This is a genomic window from Mycobacterium sp. SM3041 (assembly GCF_039668335.1).
Taxonomy (GTDB): domain Bacteria; phylum Actinomycetota; class Actinomycetes; order Mycobacteriales; family Mycobacteriaceae; genus Mycobacterium.
In genome coordinates this window covers 199,206-223,733 of record NZ_JAYXBQ010000082.1, presented here as the reverse complement: position 1 = coordinate 223,733, position 24,528 = coordinate 199,206, and the positions used below count along the sequence as shown (strand labels likewise).

Sequence of the window (24,528 nt, the reverse complement as noted above, 5' to 3'; positions counted from 1 at the left end):
CGTCACGCCTCCTCGGCGACGACGTCGTGATACCGCTTCAGGTACAACGGCCAGCCGGCCTGGCCGTCGACACCGTCGGCCACCGACCGCCAGCCGGCGCCGTGGCGTTCCAGGTGCCGGTGCTCCAGGTCGACGCGCGTCCGGCCGTCGGACTCGGCGGTGAACCGCACCTCGACCTCGCTGGTCTTGCCGGGGTCCGATTCGACCTGCCACGTCGGCCCGATGTCCCACGAGAACAGCACTCGGCCCGGTGGCTCGTAGGCCAGCACGCGCGCCCACCGGCACGTGCTGCCGTCGGTGCCCACGTCGTAGATGTGGCCGCCCACATGGGTTTCGAACACCGTCTCCGCGATAGGTACCGCCAGCAGGTTGTGATCGCGGGGCTTGATGGCGTCGAAGCGGCCGACGAACAACGCGAACGCCTTGTCGATCGGTGCGTCGACGACGACGCTCTTGCGAATCGGTGCCACCTCGGTCGTCATGGCTGCTTTCCTTCCTCGTCGGCGATCTGCCTGAACGCCGCCAATGCCTTGTCCCAGAACACGTCCAACTCGGCCCGCAGGGCCTCGACGCCGCGGGGATCAACTTGGTACAGGCGTCGCGTGCCCACTTGCCGGTCCGTCACCAGCCCGGCGCAGCGCAGCACCTTGAGGTGCTGGGACACCGCCGGGCGGCTCACCGGCAGTCCTTCGGCCAGCTCGCCGACCGCGAGCGGCCCGTCGGCCAATCGCTTGAAGATCGTCCGTCGGGTGCGGTCGGCGAGAGCGCTCCAGGCGTCGGCAGTTTCGTAAGTTGTCACTAACGGTAAGTCTAAACTTACGAAGTCCGATTGAAAAGGGTCGCCACAGCCCGATGCGATGCGACTCAGTCGTAGATGACGGCGAGGCCGCGTCGTTGGAGATCGGCCAGGCCGTCGCGCATCGCCTGAATCTGCTCGGGTGAGTGCCCGGCCCAGTCGGTCAGTTCCCCGACGACGCGTACCGGTTCCCGGGTGCGGTAGGAGTGCGTCGGGTTGCCCGGCAGCTTCTTGTCCGTCACGTTGGGGTCGTCCTCCAACTCGCCGACCGGCTCGACGAGATAGATGCGGCCCTGGCCGTCACCGGCCGCGAGTTCGGCACCCCATGCTGCGGCGTCCAGCGTCCGCGTGACGTAGACGTGGTTCGAGACCCGGCCCTCTTCGTAGTTCGATGCACGTCCCGGCACCAGCAGATCCCCGATCGCGAGATCGGCTTTGGTGCCGTGCAGCAGCGCGCCCGACTCATGCAGTTCGAAAGGTTTCGGTGTGTTCGTCATGACATCCCCCATTCGTCTCAACCACCAGGTCGGACGATTGTGCGGCACCACCGGGGCCTTGCGGCAAGCCCCGGTATCTGCCATAAATTGAGAGTGGGAGGAACGCACGCGGCAGCGTTCCCCGGTTCCGCCGGCGCATGAATTGCACTGCCCGGCATCGCATTCTCTTGGCAATCACCCCGGCGGCGCGTAGCCGCGATCCGCGACGAGTTCCTGCGTGAGGCGCACGAACGCCGACGCGGCCGCGCTGTGATAGCCGCCGGCGCGGCGCAGGATCGCCACGGTCCGGGTCGGTATCGGCGGGTCCAGCGGCACCGGCGTCAGGTGCGGATGGTCGTGGGTGACGGCGTCCGGCAGGACGGTCGCCAGCGGTGTGCGCTGCACGATCTCGGTGAGGGCCTGGACAGAGTTGGCTTCGACGATGATCCGCGGATCGACATGGTGCGCCGCGAAGTAGGTGTCGATGTGGGTCCGGGTGAGGAAGTCGCTGCTGAGCAGCGCCAGCTCGACGTCGTCCATCGCCTGGACCGGCAACGGGGACGGCAGGTTCCCGGCCCGCGGCCCGCTGGTCACGAGGCCGAGGTGCTCGGTGAACAGCGCCGCGAAGTCGATGCCGGGCACGGGAGCCCCCACGAACGCGATGCCCACGTCGAGCTCGTCGGCCAGGAGGCCGGCCTCGATGCTGTCCTGGGACGTCTCGACGACGGTCAGGCTGATCCCGGGATGGCGCGCGTACAGCTCTGCGGTCAGCGGGCCGATGAGATAGGTGATGAACGTCGGGGTGATGCCGAGACGCAGATGTCCGCGCGAGAGATCCTGAACGTCCTCGATGGCCCGTTCGGCGGCGGCCAGTTCGCGCAGGGCGCTGCGGGCGCGCTCGGCGAACGCGGCGCCCGCGTCCGTCAGCCGGACAGTGCGGCCGCCGCGGTCGAGCAGCTGGACGCCGACCATGGCTTCCAGCTGTTTGATCTGCTGGGAGAGCGTGGGTTGCGACACATATAGCTCCTCGGCCGCGTGGGAAAAGTTGCCGTGTTCGGCGACGGCGAGGAGATACCGCAGGTGACGGAGCTCGAGTCCGGCCATGCCACCAACTATAGACACTATCTATGGCATAGGTGGAAAGTGGCTATTGGACGTTATAGGTGCTGTTCGTCCATGGTGAATGCAGCAAGAAAGGAAGCATCACCATGAAGAAGAACAGCCTCGTCACCGTGACAACCGGATTGGCCGCCGGCGCGCTCGCCGCGCTCGGGATCGCCCTCGCCGCACCGGCGGCGGCCGACAACAGCGGCACCGTGGCGCTGCCCGGGCCGGCTCCCGTCTACGCGCAGGACTCGTTCCTCGGTGGCGCCAACCCGTACGTGCCGTTCGGGACCAACCCGATGGTGCCGTACGGCACCTGGGCGCAGCACTGACCAGTTAGAAGCATCAACCGCTCTCTGAAAGGGACCCCCGTCATGATCCACGCACAGTTCGATCCGACCGCCCGTCAGCTCCTGGCCGCCGCGGCCGTCGAAGCCAAGACCCGTAAGGACCTGTCCTGGCAGCAGATCGCCGACGCCGCCGGCCTGTCGGTTGCCTTCACGACGGCCGCCGTCCTCGGTCAGCACGCGCTCCCCGAGGAGTCGGCCAAGGCCGTCGGTGCCCTGCTGGGGCTGGACGATGCCGCGGTGCGGTTGCTGCAGACCATCCCGACTCGCGGCTCCATCCCCGGCGGCGCGCCCACCGACCCGACCATCTACCGCTTCTACGAGATGCTGCAGGTCTACGGCACGACGCTCAAGGCGCTGGTCCACGAGCAGTTCGGCGACGGCATCATCTCCGCCATCAACTTTCGCCTGGATGTGAAGAAGGTTGCTGATCCCGATGGTGGCGAACGCGCCGTCATCACGCTGGACGGCAAGTACCTGCCAACTGTGCCGTTCTGATTTCTGGCGCCGACTGCCCTAATATGGTGTCGGATGCCCCCGAAATTTTCGCAACAGCAAATTCTCGTGGCAAACTAGACGAAGGCCGCAGACGGCCGGCTTCGAGAGGATGGATGCAGCGTGGCGACGCACCTGCGCATGGCGGCGGTGACCTGGCTGGTCGCCGCACCGGTTATCGGCGCCGGCGTGGCGCACGCCGCACCATTCGACATGCCGCTTTCGCCCACTGTTTCTGGTGATACGGGTGGGGACAGCTCGGGTACGTCGCATCCGGGCCTGTCCGCCATCGGCGATCTGCGCAAGGCGTTCGGTGGGCTGACCACCACCGCGACCACCGTCGGAACCGGTGCGCTCAGCGGCTTCGGTGTCGCCCCGTCGCCCGGCCAGCAACTGACGCCCAAGTTCGGCGACGGCCGCAACGGCTCGAACATCTCGTCCGCCACCTCGTCCTCGAGTACGTCGGCCGCACTGCCTTCGGGTGTCGTCAACACCACGCAGAGCGCGCCCGTCAGCGAACCCGCGAGCATTGCCGAAACTCCCGCCACTGTGCCGTCGGTCCAGTCGGTCTCGGTCCCGTTGGCCGCGGCCACCGCGACGGCGGGTCAGACCGCCCGCCTCGTGGCGGATGCGCCGGTGGCGCCGGTGACGGCGCTGACCGGGCCGCTGCCCGCCGCGGTGGGTGAGCCGATCCGAACCGTGGCCGCGTTGCCCGGATTTGCTGTCGCGCATGCGCTACCGGTGGTGAACGGGTGGGCCTCCGCGGTCGCCGAGCTGTCGTCGGCGGCCTTCACGCCGACGACCGGTGTGCCGCGGGTCGTGTCCGTCGGTCGCGACTTCGCGGGCCGAGTCCAGCCCCCGGCATCCGGTGGGGCGCAGACGGATTCACGTTTCGCCGGCCACACCGGCGGCACGGGTGAGCAGCCGGCCCGCGGGCCCGAGCCGGTCGACCGGGTCTTCGCGGCCGACAGCGCCATCGTTGCGGCGGCGCCGTACCGGGCCGGATACTCCGACGACCTCCGCGCGGCCGGCCTGAGTGAGGTCGCCGCTGTCGCGGTTCCGGGTTTCACCGGCCTGTTGGTGCTGACCGGCGCCGGTGGGCTGATCGGCTTCCGGCAGGCTCGCGCCGGTCGCGCGATGCACGGTGGCACCCTCAATCGATTCGCGGCCCAGTAGTCCGCAGCCCGTCGGCGGTCACGACGCAGAGCCCACTCTGCGTCGTGAATTGCTTTGCACGGGAATGTAATCCACTGCCGGCGTGGTGGCGTTGCCCAAACTTGTTGCCAGTCAGTATGTTTGACTGAATTCCCTGGTCAGCGCCTCGCCGGCCGGCGGCGGTGAAATCACCGGAAATCAGCACCTAGCACACATCGGCAAGCGTTTGCCAGCCGACACGCCGAATTGGCGCCGTGGTGAAATCGAGACGAGCTCCATCCGACGTGCAAAGAGCCCGGCCGACCGCTTACCCTGATGCAGTACCTCGGGTACATCGATCCGACAATCCCTGGCCGACGCCGAACTTTGGAGCTGTGTTGACCTCATCCCGCCGTGTCCGTGGCGCCTGGCTGGCCGCTGCGCTGGCCGTCCTTGCCGTGCTCGGTGGGACCGTGGTGTCGTCGACGTCGCGCTGCCAGGAAGGTTGCAAGGTCGTCGCCGCGTCGCGCGACCTGTCCGTCTCGCAGCCGGCTGCGCCGGAGCCCGCCGTCGTGCGCGTCACGCCGGCCGGCGGGGCCAAGGACGTCAGCCCTGCGGCGCCCGTGAACGTCACCGCGGCGAGCGGCACCATCACCGCGGTGTCGATGGTCAACAGCGCCGGAAAAGAGATTCCCGGGACGCTCGCCCCCGACGCCAAGACCTGGACGCCCGCCGAGCAGCTGGGCTACGGCCGCAAGTACACGATGACCATCGAGGCGCGCGGCCCCTCGGGCATGCCGTCGCGGCAGACGTCGAGCTTCACCACGCTCAGCCCCTCATACCAGACCGCGGTGTACCTCAACACCGTGTCCGGCGCTCAGCTGCAGGAGGGCGGGACCTACGGCATCGGCGTCGTCGTCACCGCGCACTTCGACGAGAAGATCGAGGACAAGGCCGCCGCCGAGCGCAACCTCGTCGTCACCACCAACCCGCCGGTTCCCGGCTCGTGGCACTGGGTCGACGACGCCAACGCGCACTGGCGCCCGGAGAAGTACTACGCGCCGAACACGACGGTCACCGTCGCGGCCAAGATCTACGGCGTCCGGCTCGGCGAGGATACGTACGGCCAGCAGGACGAGCGCGTCTCGTTCCGCATCGGCAATGCCCACGTCTCCGTCGCCGACGACCACACCCACCAGGTCAGCGTCTTCGACAACGGCCAGCTGGTGCGCACCATGCCGACCTCGATGGGCATGGGCGGCACCGAGACGATCGGCAACACCGTCATCTCGTTCTGGACGCCGCCCGGCATCTACACCGTGATGGACAAGGCCAACCCGGTGATCATGGACTCGTCGACGTTCGGATTGCCGACCAGTAGCCGCCTCGGCTACAAGGAGACCATCCCGTGGGCGACGCGGATCAGCCATGACGGCATCTACCTGCATCAGCTGAACTCCACCATCTGGGCGCAGGGCAAACAGAACACCTCGCACGGCTGCCTGAACCTCAACAGCGAGAACGCCAAGTGGTTCTACGACTTCTCCGTGCCCGGCGACGTCGTCGAGATCAAATACACCGGCGGTGAGCCCCAGAAGCTGAGCCAGAACGGCGACTGGAGCATGCCGTGGGACCAGTGGGTCCGCGGCTCCGCGCTGCCGCAGCCGGCCCTGCCCGTCGCACCCGTCGCCGCGCCGCTGCCGCCGCGCTAGTCACCCCGGGCAAGTGTGAACTATCTCACAATGGCCCGGATTCGGGCGTAGCCTTAGGGCATCTTCGGCAAGGAGGGAGATGCGAATGAAGGGCGCACACCATGATCCGGTGGATCATTCCCGAACCACCCAGCCGCATGCCGGTGAATCCTTCATCGACACGTTGTGGCTGCCTGGCCTGGGCCTGATCGCACTCGGCATCGTCACCATCGCCGGCTTCGTCTTCGCAACCGCGTATCACCGCGCGGACCTTGAGCTACCGCTCGGCCTGATCGCCGGAGCGCTGGTCACCGCGGGAGCTCTCGTCATCACGTTCGAGCATCTGCGGGTGAAGCGAGTCGAACAGCGTTGGCTGGCCGACCATCCCGAACGGAGCCTGCACGCAGGCTGACCGTCCGGCGGCCTAGCGCGGCAGCAGCCGCAGAATCTCCGGCGTCCGCGGATCGAGGATGTCGTCGAAGTCGTGATGCTTCTCGACGTATGCCTTGACCATCGGGCAGATCGCCACGATGCGCTTGCCCTGCTGCAGCGTCGTCGCCAGGGCCTGAGCGATCAGGACACTGGCCAGTCCGCGCCCGCCGAACGCCGGATCGATCTCGGTGTGGTAGAAAACCCGCTGCTCACCGTGTTCGATGAAAGCGGTGAGCCCCACGGGCTTTCCGTCGACCGTGATGCTGAATCGGTCGGCTTCCTGGGTCACCTCGACAGGTTCGCCGTTCTTGTCGGTGAGCATCACTCGGGCCTTTCCTCCGGTGGGTGGTTTCCGCGGGACCAGGCGGGTGGTCGGTAGCGGGGGAGCGGGCAACCGAGCCGGCTCGCCCTCGTAGCCGATGACTTCGCCGAACTGTGCGGACTCGGCCTGCCACTGATTGCGGTATTCGACGATCTCGTCGTGGGTGCGTCCCACGAAGTTCCACCACATCAGCAGTTCTTCGGTGAAGGGCGTGCCGCCGAGAATGACGGCGCGCGCCGGTTCGCTACCGGTGCTGGAGAGCGTCAGGCGCGCGGATCCGACGCCCTGATAAGCCATTTCGTACGGCTGCACCGGCGTATCGGCGACGGTCAGCGCGCCCTGGTCGAGCAGCACGGCGTGCTAGAAGGTGGGGTCGACCTCGAATTCGACGCTCGCGCCGGCGGGCAGATCGACCTGCGCACCGAGCAGCGGCGTGTGCGTACGCACGGGTGACCGCTGCCCGGCCAGCGCGCCCAGGAACACCGACACCGTGGCGTCGCCGAATGAAACCGGCTGCGGCGCATAGTGGTCGAAGTTGCGGGGACCGTGGCGGGCGGCGTCGGGCAGCGCGACCCACAACTGGACGCCGTGCAGGATCGTCGTCGCCGCTGTAGAGACCTCGGAGTGGCAGATGCCGGCGCCGGCCGTCATCAGATTCAGCTCGCCGGGCCGCACCATCTCGTGGATGCCGTGCGAATCACGGTGCTCGATCTCGCCGCTGAACAGCCAGCTGACCGTCTGCAAACCCGTGTGCGGGTGCGGCGGGACGTCCATCCCGGCCTTGGTGCGCACGTTCTCCGGGCCGTAGTGGTCGGCGAAACACCACGCGCCGACCAGGGAGCGGTCACGCTGCGGCAGGGTGCGCCGAACCATCATGGCGCGCGGCCCACCCAGCGGCACCTCGCGCGGCTCCAGAACCTCGATTCGGTTGGGAGGCCCGGCGGCGCAGTCGTATTCGACGGGGTCTGCCTCAAGATTGCTCACGATTCGCCTTCCCGGCTGCGTACCATCGTCGCGTTCGCTCAGACCATACCCGCGCCGGTCTGGCCACAACCTGAAAGTAGGCAATGGACACCACCGAACCGGGCCCCGCGCACGTACACATCGACAAGCAGTCACCCCACGCCTACCGGACACTGGTGGCGGTCGCGACCGCGGTCAGCAAGACCGCCGCCGACGCCGGGTTGTCGCCGGCTCTGGTGGAGCTGATCAACACCCGTGTCTCATTGATCAACGGCTGCCCGTCGTGCCTGGAGATCCATCACCGTCGCGCGGTGAAGGCCGGCGTGACCGACAAGCAGCTGGCGACGTTGCGCGCCTGGCGGGACACCGAGTTGTTCTCCGAGCCGGAACGGGCCGCGCTGCGGCTCGCCGAGATCACCACGACGTTGCCCGACCACGACACCGCCGAACGCGAATACGCAAGGGCGCGAGCGGTACTGAACGACGACGAGATTTCCGCCGTGATCTGGGTGGCCACCGCGATCAACGCCTTCAATCGGGTGTCGATCCTGAGCCGCCACCCGGTGCGACCCTAGGCGCGGGCTGCCCTAGGTGCCGGCCCGCAGCCGGTCCCGCAGCCCCGACGCGCGTAGCGCCTGCCGCTGTACCGCGGCCCGCACCTCGTCGGCCGACCCGACGATGCGCACCTTCTGCTTCGCCCGTGTGACCGCGGTGTAGAACAGCTCGCGCGTCAGGAGCCGGGAGTCGGCGGGCGGCAGGACCACCGTCACCTCGTCGGCCTGCGAGCCCTGGCTCTTGTGGATGGTCAGCGCGTACATGGTCTCGACTTCGGCGACCCGGCTCGGCGAGAACCGTTGCGTCCCAGTCGCACCCGCGATGTACACCTGCACGCCGTCGGGTCCGGCGGAGACCAGGCCGGTGTCGCCGTTGTAGATGCCCAGCGCGTAGTCGTTGGCGGTGACCAGCAGCGGGCGGCCCGGGTACCACGGCGACCACGTGGCCTGCCCGGTCTCGTCGGTGATCCAGCGCTCCACCTGACGATTCCAGTGCCGCACCCCGTACGGCCCGTCGCGGTGCGCGCAGAGCAGGCGGTGTTCGTCCATGGCCGCGAGACCCTCGGGCCCGGCGCCCAGTAGTGCGCAGGCCCGCACCTTCAGGGCGTGGCCCACCAGTGCCGGGCGGAGCGCCGCGGCCGGCTCGGAATCCTCGATGAACTCGATGGCCGCATCGCCCGCCCGCAGGAGGGCGAGCACCTGGTCGGCGTCACCGGACCGGATCGCTTCGGCCAGCCCGCCGATCGCCGCCCCGAAGCGGTGCGTGGTGTGCAGCGCGGCGATCTTGATGGACGGGTGGTCGGTGAGGCCGTCGACCAGATCGGCCAGCACGGCACCTGCCTGCACCGAGGTCAACTGGTCGGGGTCGCCGACCAGCAGCAGCCGGGTGTCGGGCCGAACGGCTTCGAGCAGCCGGGCCATGAGTGTCAGCGACACCATCGAGGTCTCGTCGACGACGACGACGTCGTGCGGCAACCGGTTGCCGCGGTGGTGCTTGAACCGCGAGGCGCTGTCGGGACGCCCGCCGAGCAACCGGTGCAGCGTGACGGCCCGCAGCCCGCTGAGCCGGTCCCGGTCCGCGCTGTCGAGTTTGGCCACCTCGGCCGAGACGGCCTCCTGCAGTCGGGCGGCGGCTTTTCCGGTCGGCGCCGCGAGCGCGATCCGCAGCCGGCCCGGATGCGCGGCCTGCGCAAGGAGCGCGAGCAACCGGGCCACGGTCGTCGTCTTGCCCGTGCCGGGCCCACCGGTCAGCACCGTCACCGGCTGCGTCAGCGCGAGCTGTGCGGCGGCCCGCTGCTCGGCGAAACCCGGTGGCGGGAAAAGTCGTTCCAGTTCGGCGTCGGCGACCGGATGCGACGCCTGCGCCGACAGCGCCAGCAGGTCGGTGCACACCTGCTGTTCTTCGCGCCAGTAGCGGTCCAGGTACAGGAGCCGCTCGCGGTCCAGCCGGATGGCCTTGCCCGTCAACGGACTGGCCGCGACGGCGGCGACCAGATCGCCGGGCGCCGGCCAAGGCAGGTCACCGCCGATGTCGTCGGCGACGGTCCTGAGGTCGACGCACACCGAGCCTTCCCGCAGCGCCCGGACCGCCAGCCCGACGGCGAGGGCGACGACATCGCCCGTCTCTTCGGCCAGCGCGCAACACCGCTGGGCCACATGCACATCGGCGGCATTCAGCACGCCGGCGGCGTTGAACGTCGCCAGCAGCCCGGTCGCCGCGGGCACCTGCCGCCAGTCCATGGGGTCGGGCAGCCGGTCCGGCGCTGCCTCCGGCGGTGCCGTCATGCTGCCGTCCCATCCAGGAGATCCGACAGCCGGCCCACCAGCTCGACCGGGGGCTGCCAGCTGAACACCCCGCACGGGTGACCCTCGACCAGGGGAGTCGCCGCGCCGCACATGCCCCGCACGAACAGGTAGGCCACGCCGCCCAGATGCCGGGCGGGCGCGTAGCCGGGTAGTCGCCAGCGCAGGAACCGGTGCAGCACAACCGAATACAGCAACGCCTGCAGCGGGTAGTCGGAATGCATCATGGCTTCGGCGAGCCGGGGCGCCGTGTAGTCCGCCGCGGTGTTCTCGGTGCCGAAGTCGCCCAGCCGGTTCGTCTTGTAGTCGACCACCACGTAGCGGTGGCCCCCCGGCGCCGACTCATCGGGCACCCGCAGCACCGCGTCGATGGAACCCGACAGATAGCCGTGCAACCGCTGGTGCCCCAGCGGCTCGGCCTGCAACCGCGCGCCGTAGGCCGACAACGGATCAGCGGCCGGCAGCAGTTCGCTCACCAGCGCGCCGACGTCGCCGAGCCGGATGTCCCGCGCCGCGTCCGGCCGGTCCTGGCCACCGCCCAGCGGCATCTCGAAATCCAGTTCCCGCAACCGGTCCCGCAGCCCGATCTGCCGCAGCGTCAGGCCTGGCGCCAACGGCCCGAGCGGGGTGTCGTGCATCGGCACCAGGGCCGAAGCCAGCTCGTCGGTCGGCACCTCGACGTGCCACAACCCCGCCTGCTCGTCGATCCTGGCCGCCAGTTCGGCTGTCAGATCCGGGGACAGCGGGTCGGCGCTTTCGAGCACGGCGTGCACCAACGAGCCGAAGGCGGCGCCGGCAGGCAGGTGTGCCATCGGCGACGGTAGGTCGCCGGGCAGCGGAGGTGGCGCCTCGGGGACGACGTCGGCGGATTCGTCGTCCCGCAGCGCGGTGTCCGGTTCGCTGCTCACCGCGTGTCCGTCGTCGTGCACGACGCGCACCAGCGCCGAGTACGACGTCCGTCGCCAACGCGTGTCGATGCTGCGATGGAAATGCCGCACGTCCAGGTCCACCGGTGCCTCCGGCGCCGGCGGCGACATCGGGGTGACGGGCTCGGCCGCCTCGACCACCGGACCGCCCGCGTGCTCCCACGCGGTGAAGCACGCCAGCGCATCGTCGTCGGACAGCGTCTGCGGCGTGGCGCAGTCGGGTACCGCGGTGGCGCCGGGCCGGCGGCCCCGCAACAGCCGCGACAGGCCCCCGTTCTGCTCGTCGCGCGACGGCGCCCACCACGCCACCACCTGCGACTGCGCCCGGGTGAGCGCGACATAGGTGAGCCGGACGTTGTCGCCGGCGGTCTCGGCCTCGCCGGCCTGCTCCGCCGCGGCCCGGTCGGTGGCGCCGGCGCCACCGACATGCAGGCACCGCGTGCCGTCGGTGTCGTGGAAACGCAGCACGGTGTCGGTCTTGGTGAACCTGTTGAACCCGAACGGCAGATAGACGACGGGGAACTGCAGCCCCTTGCTGCGCCACACCGTCATGATCTGAACCGCTGCGGCGTCGCTGTCGAGCCGGCGGTTGCGTTCAGCCGGGCCGGCGCGGTCCTTCATCTGGCGGCGCAGCCAATCACGCAGGGCGGGTAGGTGGTAACGCTCGCGATGGGCGGTTTCGTGCAGGAGCTGGCTGACATGCGCGAGGTCGGTCATGTGTCGTTCACCGCCCCGATGCCCGAGTACCCGCTCGGGCAGGCCCGACGACACCACCGCCTCGAACACCGCCGCGATGCCGCGGTCCCGGGCCAGGCCTGCCCACTGCCGGATGGTGGTGGTGATCTGGTCGGTCAGCTCGTCGCCGCCGGCGGCCAGATCGGCCGCGCGGTGGCCGAAGAACATGGTGGTCGCCGCGGCCCGCACCACGCCACTGCGGTTCGGGGTGTCGAAGGCATCGAGCAGCCGCAGCCACTCCGCCGCCGCGGTCGACGCGAACACGTCGGTGTCGCCCGAGTACACCACTGGAATGCCCAAGTCCGCCAACGCATCCCGGCACGGGATGGCGTCGAGGCCGCTGTCGACGATAACCGCGATATCGCCGGCGGTCAGCGGCCGGCCATCGAACTGCGCGCCGCCGGCCAGCAGTACCGAGATGTCGGCGGCAAGATCCCTGGCGATGTACGGCCGCAACTGGCCGATCGGAACCATCCGGCGCTGCGGCGTCCCGAATTCCGTGCGCGCGACGACCCGCAGCCGGAACGGATCGTTGCGCGGCGCGCCGGTGAGCCGGTGGCGCTCGGTGCGGGCCTCGACGGGGTGCACCACGATGTCGTCGTCGCCGAGGGCCGCACCCTTGAGGACCGTCTGCAGCCGGTCCACCAGAACCTTGTCGCTGCGCCAGTTCTCGGCCAGGGTCAGCCGCTGGTCGGCACTGCGCGCGGCATCCAGGTAGGTGACGATGTCGCCACCGCGGAACGCGTAGATGGCTTGCTTCGGGTCGCCGATCAGGACGACGGCACTGTGCCCGACGAACGCCCGCGAGATCACCTGCCATTGCACCGGATCGGTGTCCTGGAACTCGTCGACCATGACGATCGGCCAGCGCCGGCGCATCCGGTCGCGGGCCGGGGCATCGGGCTCCTCCAGCGCGGTCGCCAGCCGGCTCAGCAGGTCGTCGAAGCTCAACACCCCGAGTCGGCGCTTGCGGCGTTCGAGTTCCTCGAGCACCGCCCGGGCGAACGACAGGCGCTGCGCCGCAACGCTGTCCGGGTCGGCGGTGACGGGCCGCAGCTGCGCGCCCGGATCGCCGACGACACGTTTGGCCAGATCGAGCGCATCGTTGAAGCTCAGCGCGGGCTCCTCGCGCTGGTCACCGTAGGTCGTCAGGTACAGGTCCGAGACGATCTCGCCCACCAGATCGTCGAGGCTCTCCACCAACTGGGCGCCCGAATCGGTGTCGCCGGCGATGCCGAGGGAACGCAGCACCAGCCCGCAGAACTCGTGCGTGGTGGCGATGGTCGCGGCGTCGAAATCCGACAACGCATCGCGCAGCCGGGCACGGCGCCGGACCAGTTCGCCGGGTTCCACGGCTGCCAGGTGACGAATCAGGTCGTCGTCGTCCTCGGACGGATCATCCAGCGCGGCAACGGTCTTCACCAACTGCGCCCGTACCCGTTCGCGCAGTTCCCGGGTGGCCGCCCGGCTGAACGTGATGAGCAGCATCTCGTCCAGGGTGGCCACGCCCTCGGCGACGTACCGCGTCACCAGACCGGCGAGGGCATAGGTCTTGCCGGTGCCGGCGCTGGCTTCCAACACCGTCGTCGTCGCGCGGTCGGGCAACGGGCCGAGCAGATCGAACGCGTCCATCAGATGCGCCGCTCCGCGTCGAGCAGTGGCTGCCACAGCCGGGACGCGTAGGCGCCCAGGCGCGTGGTCTCGCCCCGGACGGCGACTTCGTCGGGCCGCGGTGGATCGAGCAGCACCTGCAACGGCGCGGCCGGTCCCCAGACCTCCACGTGCTCGGCGCCGTCCTTCTCGAACCGCCACTCCGACTCGGCACCCCGCTCCGGTACCGGGTCGTCGAATTGCCGCGCTCGCGCCCATTCCAGCGACGTCTTCAACGGCAGGGGCAGCGGTTCACAGCGGCCCGCGTCGTAGATCGCGACCAGGTCGCGCAACACCGAAAGCGGTTGCTCCGGAGGCTGATAACCCATGGCGTGCACGCCGCCGCGTGGGCCGCGGCCGATGCAGTATGCCTCCCACTCGCGCCCCGGTGCGCCCGCCGCCAGCGCCACCAGGGTGACCCAGGCCTGCAGCCGGTGCTTGGCGCCCAGCTTCGAATAGGTGACCGTCACGGTGCGGTCCTGCCAGAGCGGCGCGACGGTGCCGGTGAGTCTGCGACCCTGACCGAGGTCGACGTCGATGTCCAGCGCGCTCGCCTCGCTCCGCTGCAGCGATCGGGCCGCGGTAGCCAGTTCGAGTGCCTCACCGCGGATTTCGTTGGCCTGACGCCAGCCGAGCCGGCCCGGCGGCAGCGTGCCGCGCCGCCACTCCGCGCCGATCACGAAGTCCGGATCGCGGCCGATCTTCAAGTCGCCCAGCATGCGTTCCCCGACCGCCCACTTGCCGAGTCCGTCGATGGCGACCGGGATGGCATCGGACAATTCGTCGGCCTCCCACGGCAGCGTGTAGTCCAGCGCCCGGAAGAACCCCTTCACCGGGTTGGCGAAGAACCTCAGCAGTTCGGCGAGTTCGACGTCACCGCACGGTGATTCGTCCAGCGGCCCGTCGATGAGCCGTGGCTTCGGCCGGCGCTCGCCGAGGACGGCCCTGGCCCCGCGCAGTGCTGCCGGGTCGTAGGTGAACGGTCGGTCGGGGACCAGCCGGTCACGCGCGACCGTGCGAATATCGAAGGGCTGCAACGGGTGGTCGGCCACGATGCGGTCCCGGACAGGTTCGGTCGTGGTCCGATCCAGCGCGTCGAGCAGCTCCTGCACCGGGACCGCGGGCGGCCGGTGCTCACCGGAGTGTTCGTCGGTGCCGGTGTAGGTGATGACCAGGGTGTCGGTGGCCGAGCAGATGGCATCGAGCAGCAACTGCCGGTCCTCCGAACGGATGTCGCGTTCACCCGTGAGCGGACGACGGGCCAGGACGTCGTCGCCGTCGGCGATGTTGGTGCGCGGAAAGACGCCGTCGTCGAGGCCGACGAGGCACACCACGCGATGCGGCACCGAGCGCATCGGGACCATGGTGCACACCGTCAGCGTGCCGGTGCGGAAGTTGGCGCGGGTGGGACGGCCGGCCAGTTGCCGCCGCAGCAGGGACCGCACGTCGGGCAGCCGCAGTGTCGTGCCGGACCGAGAACCCGCGTGCGCCAACACTTTCGCCAGTTCGCGGTCGAGTTGCGCCTGCTGCCACTGCTCGTCGGGACCGACCCGCGTGAGCTGTGCGATGCCCTCGCGCAGCACCTCGACCCAGCTCTCCAGCGGTTGCGCGCCGGTGAGCCGGTCGACGACACCGCACAACCGCTGCACGTACTCCGCCAACCGGCCGGCCAGTTCCACGCGGTTCGAGTCGACGTCGTCGAGCGGCAACGCGGTACCCAGCCAGCCCTGCGAATCGTCGGACATCGCGGCGCCGACGAGCAGCCGGTCGACCCCGAACTGCCAGGTGTTCTGCGGGTACCGCTGCAGCGCGTACGGGGTGCGGTGCGCCGCGTCGAAACCCCACCGAATGCCCGCTGCGCCAACCCATTCGGTGAGGTCAACGAGGTCGTCGTCGCCCCACGCGAAGCGCCGGCGCACCGGCTCGCTGTGCGCCAGGCTCAGCACCGCGCTGGCGGTGGCCCGGCCATCGGCGATATCGAGCAGCTCGGCCAGCACCCCGAGCAGGGGATTGGTCTGGGTCAGCGCACGGTCGGCCAACCGGACCCGCAGGCTCTGGGCCGGGTGGCCGAGGTCGGCATGCTCGCCCGCCCCGAACGCCGCGGTGATGAGCGGCGCGTAGGTCTCGATGTCAGGGCACATCACCAGGATGTCGCGCGGCTGCAGGGTCTCGTCGTCGTCGAGCAGGCCCAGCAGCACATCACGCAGCACATCGATCTGCCGGGCCGCGCCGTGACAGCGATGGATCTGCACGGACCGGTCGGCCTTTGCGAGCCGCCGCCGGCCGGGCCGCACCTCGTCGGCCGAGATGTCGGACTGCAGCCGGCCCAGCAGCGTGTCCGGGAATCCGGTGCGGGGATGGAACTGATCGGTCTGCGCGGCGGGCAGGCCGCGTTGCAGCTCCCGCAGATCACGGCCGAGGGTCTGCAGCAGCGGGTGCCCCACCCGCAACCGGCTGGTGTCGACGCGCCGCGGCTCCTGGCCGCGCAGGTCGGCCAGCGACTGCCACAGTGGGTCGCTGGGATGCGGCAGCCACAGGTGCAGATCGTGGTGGGTGGCCAGGGCGCCGAGCAGTTCGAGATCTGCCGCGGGCAAGCGGGTGTGCCCGAACAGCGACAGTCGCGGCGGCAGTTCCGATGGCGAATCGATCAGCCGGGCAAGGGTTTTCGCTTGCCGAACCGGGGGTGGATCAGCCGCGACACGTTCGGCCGTCGCGCGCCACAGGTGCGGTTGCCAGCACAGGTCGTCGTCCAACCGTCCGCCCGCGCCGTCGGAGCTGCCGCCCGCCAGCCAGTCGGCGAGCATCGCCGGCCGGGCCTTGGCGTAGGTGTCGAACAGCCCCGCCAGCCGCCTGGCCACCGCGTATCGACGGCCCTGCCGCAGCTGGGTTTCCTCGGGGTTGCCCAGCGCGGTGTAGCCGAGGTGCGTGGCGAGGGTGCCCGCCCAGGGGGTGTCTGCGCCCAGCTCATCAAGCACTTCCAGCAGCGGCCACACGAGGGCGTCGGGCTCCCACGGATTGTCGTCCACAGTGCCCGTGATCTCGGCGAGAAGCGATGTGGGGGAGCGGAACTCGATGCCCGCGCACACGCCGTCGTGCGCCGTGCCGGTGCCGAGCACGTGGGACAGCTGCTGGCTGAGCCAGCGTTCCATCCCGCGTGCGGACACCAGCACCAACTCGGCGGCGAACGGGTCGGCCAGCGGTTCGGCGAGCAGCGCACCCAGCCCGGCGGCCAGCGCGCCGGTGTCTTCGGCTCGGTGCAGGTGTAGCGCCATCGGACCACCCTAGGTCGGGGCACCGACAGCGTTGTCGATGTGTGGCGTTACCCGCCGAACTCCGCGGCGAGGCCGTCGATACCGGCCTGGATCGCGGCCAGTCCGTCGGCGCGGGCCTTGAGCTTGCTGGCCAGGTGGTGCTGGGTGTGCAGCGTCGCGGCGAATCCGGCGGCCACCTCCTGGGCGCGGCTCAGCACGTCGTCCGGCGCCACGACCTCGTCGAGCCAGCCGCCGGCGCGCGCCTCTTCACCGGTGAACGTCGCGGCCAGGCCGACCGCCCGCTGGAAGGCCGAATTGGTCAGCCGCATCCGGAGGATTTCGATGCAGGACTGCGGCACCGTCATGCCGATGGCCACCTCGTTGGCCTGGCAGCGGGTCTTCTCGGAACCGATGCGGTGGTCGCCCGAGCACAGCAGGAACGATCCACCGGCGACGGCCGGTCCGGTGGCGGCGACCACCACGGGGACGGGGAAACGCAGGACCCGGTCCATCAGCTCGATGCCGCCGCGCAGCATGGCGAACCCGGCCGCGGCGTCTCCGGAGCCGAAGATCGCGAGGTCGAACCCGGCGCTCAAGACTCGGTTGTTGCCGGCGATGACGACGGCCTTGACCGCGTCGGCCTGCTCGGCCTGATCCAGCGCGGCGTGGATGTTCTGCTGCATCGTCGGGCTCAGGACGTTGACCTTGCCGTCGTCGAGCGTGATCGTGGCAACCGCATCGGTCACGGCGTAGGTGACGGTGCTCATCGGTTCTCCCTCGGTCGGTTCCCGGGCCGGGAACGGGTGTGAGCCGATGCTAGACGTGCCGTCGGTGCCGACCTGTCAGTGGACGGCGTTGCGGTGCCGTCCCTTCGGGCCGTCGTCGAACCACTGGATTTCCAGTTCGGTGGTCTCGTCGGTGGCGCGGCTGCGCCACCGGTCCTGCGTCTCCCGGACCGCCCGGTTCATCCGGTCGATCTCGGCGCGGAAGACGTCGGGCTGCGTCTCCTTGGAGGCGTAGTGGAAGTACGTCAGCACGCTGCGCAACAGCTCGAGCTTCTGCTTCTCGCGCTTGGCGAGGTCGTGCGTCGTCATCAGCTCCAACCGCTGCACCGGCTGCAGCGCGGCCCAGTCGAGCACCGCCTTCGACTCGAACTCGCGGGGCTTGCGCCCGAACCGAGACTTCTTGCCGGCCGCCGGGGCGGGCATGTCGTAGTAGGTGAGTGTCCCCTCGAACCGGGAGCGGATGGACCCGCCCAGCTCCTCGCGACTGATCGCCGAGTCCCAGATGGTTCGCCCACTCCTGACCCGGAGCCAGGATCGATAGTTCGCTGGGCAGTCGCAGCTCGGTGACGTCGAGTTCGCCGTCGTGGTCGGAATCCTCATAGATGGCGACCGTCGGATGATTGGTGAAATCGAACGAGATGTTGTGCGCCGCCATCTGCCCGAAGTTGCGGACCACCAGCTCGATCAGGTGCCAGTCCGACGCGTGCGGCTCCATGAACATGGTCACCTGCGGGCGGACCTGATCCTGCTTGAGCTGGCGATTCTTGGACAGCTGGCGGTTCACCGCGATCAGTACGACGATGCCGAACGCCAGTGCGGCCCACGCCGCGATGGCCAGCCAGCTGCCGGATCCCAGACCCGTCAGGTCGTCCCAGCGTTGAGATATCCAGTCCACCGCGCCATCCAGTCGTCAAGTCACCGATCGGTTTAATCCGACACTGCGACTAATATTCGCTGGTTGACTTGTACAACGGAGAGCAAAAGGTAGCTGCGCCGCTACCCGCCCATGAGCATGCGCCACTGATCCAGGTCGCGCGCCCGGTAGACGTAGTTGGTGCGACGGACATCGTCGAGCGGCGCGCTGGGTTCGGCCGAATACCAGTGCCCGGGGAAGACCGTCGGGTCGCCCGGCAATGCGGCCAGCGCCTGCAGGCTGCGGAACATGTCGTCGACGTTGCCGCCCGGGAAATCGGTGCGGCCGCAGCCCTCCAGGAACAGCGTGTCGCCGGCCACCAACCGGCCGTCGAGCAGGAAGCACTGGCTGCCCGGGGTGTGTCCCGGGGTGTGCAGCAGCTCGATCGGCACGGACCCGACCTGCACGACGTCGCCGTGCTGGTGGGACGTCAGCTCCGACGGTGCGATGCCGGTGACCCGCGATACCCAGTCCGCCTCGTGGGCGTTGACGTGCACCGGCACGCTGACCCGCTCCAGCAGCTCGGCCAGGCCCTTGAGCTCGAAGCCCATCATCGAGCCGCCGACATGGTCGGGATGGTGGTGGGTGACGAGCACGCCGGACAGGTGCATGCCGTCGCCTTCGAGGACGTCGACCAGATCACCCGCGGCGTAGGCCGGGTCGACCACCACGCAGTCGCCGGTCTCCCGGTCGCCGATGAGGTAGGCGAAGTTGCGCATCTGCGCCGCGATCGGATCGGTCGCCGCGAAGTCGCGGCCGGCGAGCAACTGGCGGAAATACAGGCGGTCATCAGGCATGCCGACAGCTTAAGAGGGCGGTCGGCCGTGTGATGTGGGTGTGGACGGGGTGGGGTACGGGCGTGACGCGGGTTGGGCCGCGGGGCGCGACGCGGGTTGGGTCCGCGTGGCTCGGTCCGCGTTGGGCCCGCGTGGCTCTGCCCGCGTTGCTTGGCCGAGTCGAAGTGCGCGGCTTCAATCTCGCCGCGCGGATGGCAGGCAGATTGCAGCCATGTACGTATTTCGGCCTCGGGGCGTCCCTGACGTCAATCGGGACTGGTAAGGACGCTGGTTGATTGAAACCACGGATTTTTGCGCTGGGCAGGCATGCCGCTGGGCGGCGTTGATGGGCGGTGGCGTTTTTGCGTCGGGCGACCACTTCGCAGGGCGGCGTTCATTCACAGTGCGGCGTTCATTCACAGTGCGGCATTCATCCACAGGGTGAGCTCAGCGGCACGGGTTTGGATGCGGTGGCGTCGGAGGTTCCCGACAACATCGCGCCATGAGGGTAATCATCGGCAGCGAGGCGCTCGCCGCGGGAATGGTCACGCGCAATGACCTGCGGAGGCGCTACACGCGCATGTTCCCGGACGTGTACGGCCCGCCCAAACCGACCATTCGGGAACGCGCTCGCGGTGCGTGGTTGTGGTCCGGCCGGCGTGGTGTCATCGCAGGAGTGGCGGCGTCGGCGCTGCATTGGGCGAAATACGTCGACGACGATGTCCCGATCGAGTTGCTGTGGCGGAACGGTCGCCCACCGAGCGGTTTGATCGTGCGGAATGAGATATACGCGGCGGATGAGGTCACGACGTACGACGGGATTCCGCTGACCACGCCGGCGCGAACGATCTTCGATCTGGGTCGGCACCTCAACCGCGATGCGGCCGTCGCACGGATCGACGCACTGCTGTGGTTGGGTCGTGTCGGCGTGCCCGATGTTGAGCCGATCGCCGCACGATATCCGTGGGCGCGCGGTGTCGAAAAGCTGCGCGTGGCACTGGAGCTGGCCGACGACGGGGCCGAGTCGCCCCGGGAGTCGCGGCTGCGCCTACTGCTCACGGATGCGGGGATGCGTCCGACCGACACTCAAATCCCGGTCTACGAGGGCAACCGGCTGATCACCAAGTTCGACATGGGTTGGAAGCAACTGCGAATCGGGGTGCAGTACGAGGGAAAGCACCATCAGACCGATCGTGGGCAGTATGTATACGACCTGCAGGTGCTGCCAAAGCTCGAAGCGAGAAATTGGATCGTCGTCAAGGTCATCAAGGAAGACACCGACAATGACATCCTGGCCCGGGTGGCGGCGGCTTTGTACCGCCGTGGGTGGCGGGCGGCGTAGTTCGGTGGCCTGGTCTCGACGGTCCGTGGCTCTACAAGTTCAAAGCCGACAAGGACCTTTGGGGACAACCAAGACGAACACCAATGATCGTCCCGCCCCCAACCCAGGCGCATCAGGTGACCACTGCCCGATCTTGGCGACTCACGTTGCGTCGAAGGCCTGGCTACTGGCTTCAATCAGCCTGCCGGTTGGGGTGAGCGCATTGCACTGAGGTATCGATGGTGCGGCGTAGCGGTACCTGACGTCAATCGCCACGTGCGAGACAAAGCGATGATTGAAGCCCGGGACACCTGCGGCACCGGATCTGGGCGACAAAACAACGCCGACCGCTGGGGCCGATGCGGATACCGAGGCGCGGGCTCCCGATCGGGCCGCGGGTGCCGATGCGGACACCGAGGCGACAGCCGCCGTCGAAACGAACAACAAGCCGACAGCAGCCGTCGAGTGGCCTGAAATAGTGGGATTGAGCTGCCGTTTTGGCAGGTGAAACAGCGAGACGGTAACCTCTTTAAGGCCCACGGGGTAGACGGTCGTAACCGGCAGTTCCAAACCGAGGGTCAGGCCCCCTTAGCTCAGTCGGCAGAGCGTTTCCATGGTAAGGAAAAGGTCAACGGTTCGATTCCGTTAGGGGGCTCGGTGGACATATGGCGAGCGGAGCGACGGAAGTAAAAATCCGCCGCTGCGCCGCCTGTGTCTGTCGGGGCGGTGTAGCTCAGCTGGTTAGAGCGCACGACTCATAATCGTGAGGTCGGGAGATCGAGCCTCCCCACCGCTACCAGCACAACAGAGATTCGAAGCGAAAGAGGCAGAGACGTGGCGTCGAGTACCGACGTACGGCCGAAGATCACCTTGGCCTGCGAGGTGTGCAAGCACCGTAACTACATCACCAAGAAGAACCGTCGCAACGACCCGGATCGTCTTGAGATCAAGAAGTTCTGCCCGAACTGCGGTACGCACCAGCCGCACAAAGAGTCGCGTTAGCCACTCGCCGTGGGTCTGGCGGACATTGTCGGTTTCCACTACCGGCATCCCGAGAGCTATGAGGTCGGGCGCGAGAAGATTCGTGAGCACGCGATCGCCGTTCAGAACGACGACGCGTCCTTCCACGCCGAGTCGGCCGCGGCTGAACTCGGCTACGACGTGCTGCTGGCACCGCTGACTTTCATCAGCATCTTCGGTTACCAGGCGCAGCTCGCGATGTTCGGCGCCGCCGGCATCTCCGTCTCGGACGCCCAGATCGTCCATGTGGATCAGTCGCTGAAGTTTCTGCAGCCCATCAAGGCCGGCGACACGCTGTACTGCGACGTGTACGTCGACTCGTTCCGACGGGCACACGGCACCGACATCGTCGTGAACAAGAACATCATCACGAACGATCGCGGTGAGGTTGTGCAGGAGGCCTACACGACCTTGGCTGGTCGGTCGGCTGATGAGGACGGACAGGGAGGATTCTCAGATGGCGCTTCGTGAGTTCAGTTCGGTCAAGGTCGGCGACGAGCTGCCCGAGAAGATCATCAAGCTGACCCGGCAGGACCTGGTCAACTACGCCGGCGTCTCCGGCGACCTGAACCCGATCCACTGGGACGACGAGATCGCCAAGCAGGTCGGTCTGGACACCGCCATTGCGCACGGCATGCTGACCATGGGCCTCGGCGGCGGTTTCATCACCAACTGGGTCGGTGACCCGGCTGCCGTGACCGAATACAACGTCCGTTTCACCTCGGTGGTCCCGGTCCCCAACGACGGCATCGGTGCCGAGCTGGTCTTCAGCGGTCGCGTGAAGTCGGTCGACGAGGAATCCAAGTCGGTGACGATCGCGATCTCTGCCACCACCGGTGGAAAGAAGATCTTCGGCCGCGCCGTCGCGACCGCGAAGTTGGCGTAGTCATGCCGGTGAATCCCGACATCCTGGGCATGGTCCACAAGTACCCCCAGGTGTTCACGGTGGGGCGCGAGCAGGTCCGGCAGTACGCCAAGGCCGTCAAGTCGGACCACCCGGTCTCGATGGACGAAGCCGCCGCAGCGGAGTTGGGCCATGACACCCTGATCGCCGGTCCGACGTTCGTAGCGGTCGTCGCGCTGCTGGTCCAGCAGGATTTCTTCCGCGTCGTCGACGTCGGCATGGAGACCATGCAGATCATCCAGGTCGACCAGAAGTTCGTTTACCACCGCCCGATCAAGGTCGGTGACCGGCTGCACGCGACCGTCGAGATCATCTCCATCGAGCATCGGTTCGGTGCCGACATCGTGCAGACCCGCAACACGCTCACCGATGACGACGGTGGACTCATCATGGAGGCCTTCACCACTCTGATGGGCCACGAGGGCGACAACTCGGTGTCGGTGCGCTACGACCGCGAGACCGGTCAGGTCCTGCGCTCGGCTGCCGGAGCGGATTAGTAACTCAGACTGGGGCCGATGTACACTCGGTCCTCGGGGATCCACCCTTTCAAGCGCGCTGTCCGTCGGTTACACATCGACCGATCGGGGAGCGCGCGAATTGTGTGAGGACCCAACCAGATGTACCGACCTGGTCGGTACTGAAGGGGCGTAGCTCAATTGGCAGAGCAGCGGTCTCCAAAACCGCAGGTTGCAGGTTCAAGTCCTGTCGCCCCTGCTCAACTGAATACCGATGTGGACACTGGAAATGTGACCACCTGGAACAGACGAAAGGCATGCGGTGAGCGACGAGCGCGATAGTGCCGGCTCCGCAGGCGCCGGTACTGATGCGGGCACCGACGCGGGCGAAAGCGAGTCGCAGGGCCAGACCGCAGTTGTGACGCGCCCCGCGCGTCCGACCGGAAAGCGGGCCCGGCGGGCCGTCGAGGTCGACGAGTCCGAATCGGACGTCGACACCGGCGACACCGACTCCGACTCCGACGACAGCACGGCCGACGCCGGCAAGAAGTCCAAGCCGAAGAAGGCTGAAAAGTCCAAGAAGACGGGCCCCACGCGGAACCCGTTCGTGTTTGTCTGGAACTACCTCAAGCAGGTCGTCGCCGAGCTGCGCAAGGTCATCTGGCCGAACCGCAAGCAGATGATCGGCTACACGACCGTCGTACTCGTGTTCCTGGTCTTCATGGTGGCGCTGATCGGTGGGGTCGACCTCGGTCTCGCCAAGCTCGTCATGTGGGTGTTCGGCTGACGCCGAGCGCCCGCCGGGACGAGCTCAAGAACGTAAGAGAGGACTGACTACCGTGACTTTCGATGGCGAGACACCTTCGGACGAGTCCGACGTGACCGCCGAGGCAGTCGAGTCGGTGGAGACCTCGGACGAGACCGTGGACGCTGACGACACCCTGGACACCGACTCGGCCGACGCTGAAGAAGCGCCCGAGGCGACTGACGTGGTCGTCGACGAGACGGTGGAAGCCGCCGCCGAGGAGCCCGAGGACGAGGATCCCGCGGTCGCGCTGAAGAAGCAGCTGCGTCGTCAGGCAGGCGAGTGGTACGTCATCCACTCGTACGCCGGTTACGAGAACAAGGTGAAGGCCAACCTCGAGACCCGCGTGCAGAACCTGGATGTCGGCGACTACATCTTCCAGGTCGAGGTGCCGACCGAAGAAGTCACCGAGATCAAGAACGGCCAGCGCAAGCAGGTCAACCGCAAGGTGCTGCCGGGCTACATCCTGGTGCGCATGGACCTGAACGACGAGTCGTGGGGCGCCGTGCGCAACACCCCGGGGGTCACCGGGTTCGTCGGTGCGACCTCGAAGCCGTCGGCGCTGTCGCTCGACGACGTCGTGAAGTTCCTGCTGCCGCAGGGCGCCGCGAAGAAGCCCGCCAAGGCGACGGCGGCCGCCGCCGCGTCGGGCGCCGACAGCGAAGCCACCCTGGCGCGTCCGGAAATTCTGGTCGACTTCGAGGTCGGCGAGTCCGTCACCGTCATGGACGGCCCGTTCGCCACGCTGCCCGCGTCGATCAGCGAGGTCAACGCCGAGCAGCAGAAGCTCAAGGTGCTGGTGTCCATCTTCGGACGCGAGACACCGGTCGAATTGACCTTCACGCAGGTCAGCAAGATTTAATCGCGAGC

At 68.2% G+C, this 24,528-nt stretch carries 23 protein-coding genes, 3 tRNA genes and 2 pseudogenes; 16 read left to right on the top strand and 12 right to left on the bottom strand.

Features of this window, described 5'->3' with window-relative positions; genetic code table 11:
- Positions 1 to 2 precede the first annotated feature (2 nt).
- The 4 genes from VXD91_RS30440 to cynR form a co-directional block, all read right to left on the bottom strand.
- A complete protein-coding gene (locus VXD91_RS30440; protein WP_346417120.1) occupies positions 3 to 482 on the bottom strand; it encodes an SRPBCC family protein in 480 nt (159 codons plus the stop codon).
- Entirely contained in the window at positions 479 to 799 is a 321-nt protein-coding gene (locus VXD91_RS30435; protein WP_346417119.1) for a metalloregulator ArsR/SmtB family transcription factor, read from the bottom strand. Before VXD91_RS30435 ends, VXD91_RS30440 begins: the two co-directional genes overlap by 4 nt.
- A 65-nt stretch (positions 800 to 864) precedes the next feature.
- Positions 865 to 1,293 (bottom strand): NAD(+)--rifampin ADP-ribosyltransferase, encoded by a 429-nt coding sequence (arr, locus tag VXD91_RS30430; RefSeq protein WP_061002557.1) that lies wholly within the window; start codon positions 1,291 to 1,293, stop codon positions 865 to 867.
- 174 nt (positions 1,294 to 1,467) lie between these two features.
- The gene (gene cynR / locus VXD91_RS30425) at positions 1,468 to 2,376 is read right to left on the bottom strand and encodes a transcriptional regulator CynR (RefSeq protein WP_346417118.1); all 909 of its coding nucleotides are present in this window, start codon (positions 2,374 to 2,376) and stop codon (positions 1,468 to 1,470) included.
- Positions 2,377 to 2,480: 104 nt separating this feature from the next.
- On the opposite strand from cynR, the gene VXD91_RS30420 reads away from it, so the two are divergent.
- The 5 genes from VXD91_RS30420 (at position 2,481) to usfY (ending at position 6,455) form a co-directional block, all read left to right on the top strand.
- Positions 2,481 to 2,708: a hypothetical protein gene (locus VXD91_RS30420; RefSeq protein ID WP_346417117.1), complete on the top strand. Its 228-nt coding sequence runs from the start codon at positions 2,481 to 2,483 to the stop codon at positions 2,706 to 2,708.
- 42 nt (positions 2,709 to 2,750) lie between these two features.
- Positions 2,751 to 3,221: a cyanase gene (cynS, locus tag VXD91_RS30415; RefSeq protein ID WP_133425369.1), complete on the top strand. Its 471-nt coding sequence runs from the start codon at positions 2,751 to 2,753 to the stop codon at positions 3,219 to 3,221.
- A gap of 120 nt (positions 3,222 to 3,341) precedes the next feature.
- Complete coding sequence (locus tag VXD91_RS30410; RefSeq protein ID WP_346417116.1) at positions 3,342 to 4,394, top strand: hypothetical protein; 1,053 nt, start codon at positions 3,342 to 3,344, stop codon at positions 4,392 to 4,394.
- Positions 4,395 to 4,747: 353 nt separating this feature from the next.
- On the top strand, positions 4,748 to 6,064 hold the full coding sequence (locus tag VXD91_RS30405) for an Ig-like domain-containing protein (protein WP_138250526.1): 1,317 nt from the start codon (positions 4,748 to 4,750) through the stop codon (positions 6,062 to 6,064).
- Positions 6,065 to 6,173: 109 nt separating this feature from the next.
- Complete coding sequence (gene usfY / locus VXD91_RS30400; RefSeq protein ID WP_324609704.1) at positions 6,174 to 6,455, top strand: protein UsfY; 282 nt, start codon at positions 6,174 to 6,176, stop codon at positions 6,453 to 6,455.
- A 12-nt stretch (positions 6,456 to 6,467) separates the two neighbouring features.
- On the opposite strand, the gene VXD91_RS30395 is transcribed toward usfY, so the two are convergent.
- Together VXD91_RS30395 and VXD91_RS30390 are read right to left on the bottom strand one after the other, a co-directional pair.
- A complete protein-coding gene (locus VXD91_RS30395; RefSeq protein ID WP_346417170.1) occupies positions 6,468 to 6,797 on the bottom strand; it encodes a GNAT family N-acetyltransferase in 330 nt (109 codons plus the stop codon).
- A gap of 30 nt (positions 6,798 to 6,827) precedes the next feature.
- Positions 6,828 to 7,781: pseudogene (locus VXD91_RS30390) on the bottom strand (pirin family protein); the annotation flags it as partial.
- 83 nt (positions 7,782 to 7,864) lie between these two features.
- Between VXD91_RS30390 and VXD91_RS30385 the strand changes: the two are divergent.
- On the top strand, positions 7,865 to 8,335 hold the full coding sequence (locus tag VXD91_RS30385; RefSeq protein ID WP_064857873.1) for a carboxymuconolactone decarboxylase family protein: 471 nt from the start codon (positions 7,865 to 7,867) through the stop codon (positions 8,333 to 8,335).
- A gap of 12 nt (positions 8,336 to 8,347) precedes the next feature.
- On the opposite strand, the gene recD is transcribed toward VXD91_RS30385, so the two are convergent.
- The 6 genes and pseudogenes from recD to VXD91_RS30355 form a co-directional block, all read right to left on the bottom strand.
- Positions 8,348 to 10,099, bottom strand: a complete 1,752-nt coding sequence (gene recD / locus VXD91_RS30380) for an exodeoxyribonuclease V subunit alpha (protein WP_346417115.1) — start codon at positions 10,097 to 10,099, stop codon at positions 8,348 to 8,350.
- Positions 10,096 to 13,410 (bottom strand): UvrD-helicase domain-containing protein, encoded by a 3,315-nt coding sequence (locus tag VXD91_RS30375; protein ID WP_346417114.1) that lies wholly within the window; start codon positions 13,408 to 13,410, stop codon positions 10,096 to 10,098. The genes recD and VXD91_RS30375 overlap by 4 nt, the downstream gene beginning before the upstream one ends.
- Positions 13,410 to 16,700: an exodeoxyribonuclease V subunit gamma gene (gene recC / locus VXD91_RS30370; RefSeq protein WP_346417113.1), complete on the bottom strand. Its 3,291-nt coding sequence runs from the start codon at positions 16,698 to 16,700 to the stop codon at positions 13,410 to 13,412. The genes VXD91_RS30375 and recC overlap by 1 nt, the downstream gene beginning before the upstream one ends.
- A gap of 47 nt (positions 16,701 to 16,747) precedes the next feature.
- Positions 16,748 to 17,446 (bottom strand): crotonase/enoyl-CoA hydratase family protein, encoded by a 699-nt coding sequence (locus tag VXD91_RS30365; RefSeq protein WP_061001826.1) that lies wholly within the window; start codon positions 17,444 to 17,446, stop codon positions 16,748 to 16,750.
- 75 nt (positions 17,447 to 17,521) lie between these two features.
- Positions 17,522 to 18,371 (bottom strand): annotated as a pseudogene (locus VXD91_RS30360) (hypothetical protein).
- Between the two features lie 89 nt (positions 18,372 to 18,460).
- On the bottom strand, positions 18,461 to 19,174 hold the full coding sequence (locus VXD91_RS30355) for an MBL fold metallo-hydrolase (RefSeq protein ID WP_138250519.1): 714 nt from the start codon (positions 19,172 to 19,174) through the stop codon (positions 18,461 to 18,463).
- Positions 19,175 to 19,655: 481 nt separating this feature from the next.
- Here VXD91_RS30355 and VXD91_RS30350 point away from each other — a divergent pair, with 481 nt between their 5' ends.
- From VXD91_RS30350 to nusG, 10 genes are all read left to right on the top strand, one after another.
- Positions 19,656 to 20,495 (top strand): hypothetical protein, encoded by an 840-nt coding sequence (locus tag VXD91_RS30350; RefSeq protein WP_073694567.1) that lies wholly within the window; start codon positions 19,656 to 19,658, stop codon positions 20,493 to 20,495.
- Positions 20,496 to 21,056: 561 nt separating this feature from the next.
- Positions 21,057 to 21,129: transfer RNA gene (locus VXD91_RS30345), tRNA-Thr, on the top strand.
- Between the two features lie 67 nt (positions 21,130 to 21,196).
- A tRNA-Met gene (locus VXD91_RS30340) sits at positions 21,197 to 21,273 on the top strand.
- A gap of 35 nt (positions 21,274 to 21,308) precedes the next feature.
- Positions 21,309 to 21,476 carry a 50S ribosomal protein L33 gene (gene rpmG / locus VXD91_RS30335; protein ID WP_003881823.1) on the top strand — a complete coding sequence of 56 codons (168 nt, stop codon included), beginning with the start codon at positions 21,309 to 21,311 and terminating at the stop codon, positions 21,474 to 21,476.
- 9 nt (positions 21,477 to 21,485) lie between these two features.
- Positions 21,486 to 21,965, top strand: coding sequence for a (3R)-hydroxyacyl-ACP dehydratase subunit HadA (gene hadA, locus VXD91_RS30330; RefSeq protein ID WP_061001830.1), 480 nt, complete (start codon positions 21,486 to 21,488; stop codon positions 21,963 to 21,965).
- The gene (gene hadB, locus VXD91_RS30325; protein WP_061001834.1) at positions 21,952 to 22,380 is read left to right on the top strand and encodes a (3R)-hydroxyacyl-ACP dehydratase subunit HadB; all 429 of its coding nucleotides are present in this window, start codon (positions 21,952 to 21,954) and stop codon (positions 22,378 to 22,380) included. The genes hadA and hadB overlap by 14 nt, the downstream gene beginning before the upstream one ends.
- 2 nt (positions 22,381 to 22,382) lie before the next feature.
- Complete coding sequence (gene hadC, locus VXD91_RS30320; RefSeq protein ID WP_061001837.1) at positions 22,383 to 22,895, top strand: (3R)-hydroxyacyl-ACP dehydratase subunit HadC; 513 nt, start codon at positions 22,383 to 22,385, stop codon at positions 22,893 to 22,895.
- A gap of 144 nt (positions 22,896 to 23,039) precedes the next feature.
- A tRNA-Trp gene (locus VXD91_RS30315) sits at positions 23,040 to 23,112 on the top strand.
- Positions 23,113 to 23,175: 63 nt separating this feature from the next.
- Positions 23,176 to 23,640 carry a preprotein translocase subunit SecE gene (gene secE / locus VXD91_RS30310; protein ID WP_135356841.1) on the top strand — a complete coding sequence of 155 codons (465 nt, stop codon included), beginning with the start codon at positions 23,176 to 23,178 and terminating at the stop codon, positions 23,638 to 23,640.
- A 202-nt stretch (positions 23,641 to 23,842) separates the two neighbouring features.
- Positions 23,843 to 24,520: a transcription termination/antitermination protein NusG gene (gene nusG / locus VXD91_RS30305; RefSeq protein WP_231506704.1), complete on the top strand. Its 678-nt coding sequence runs from the start codon at positions 23,843 to 23,845 to the stop codon at positions 24,518 to 24,520.
- Positions 24,521 to 24,528 lie beyond the last annotated feature (8 nt).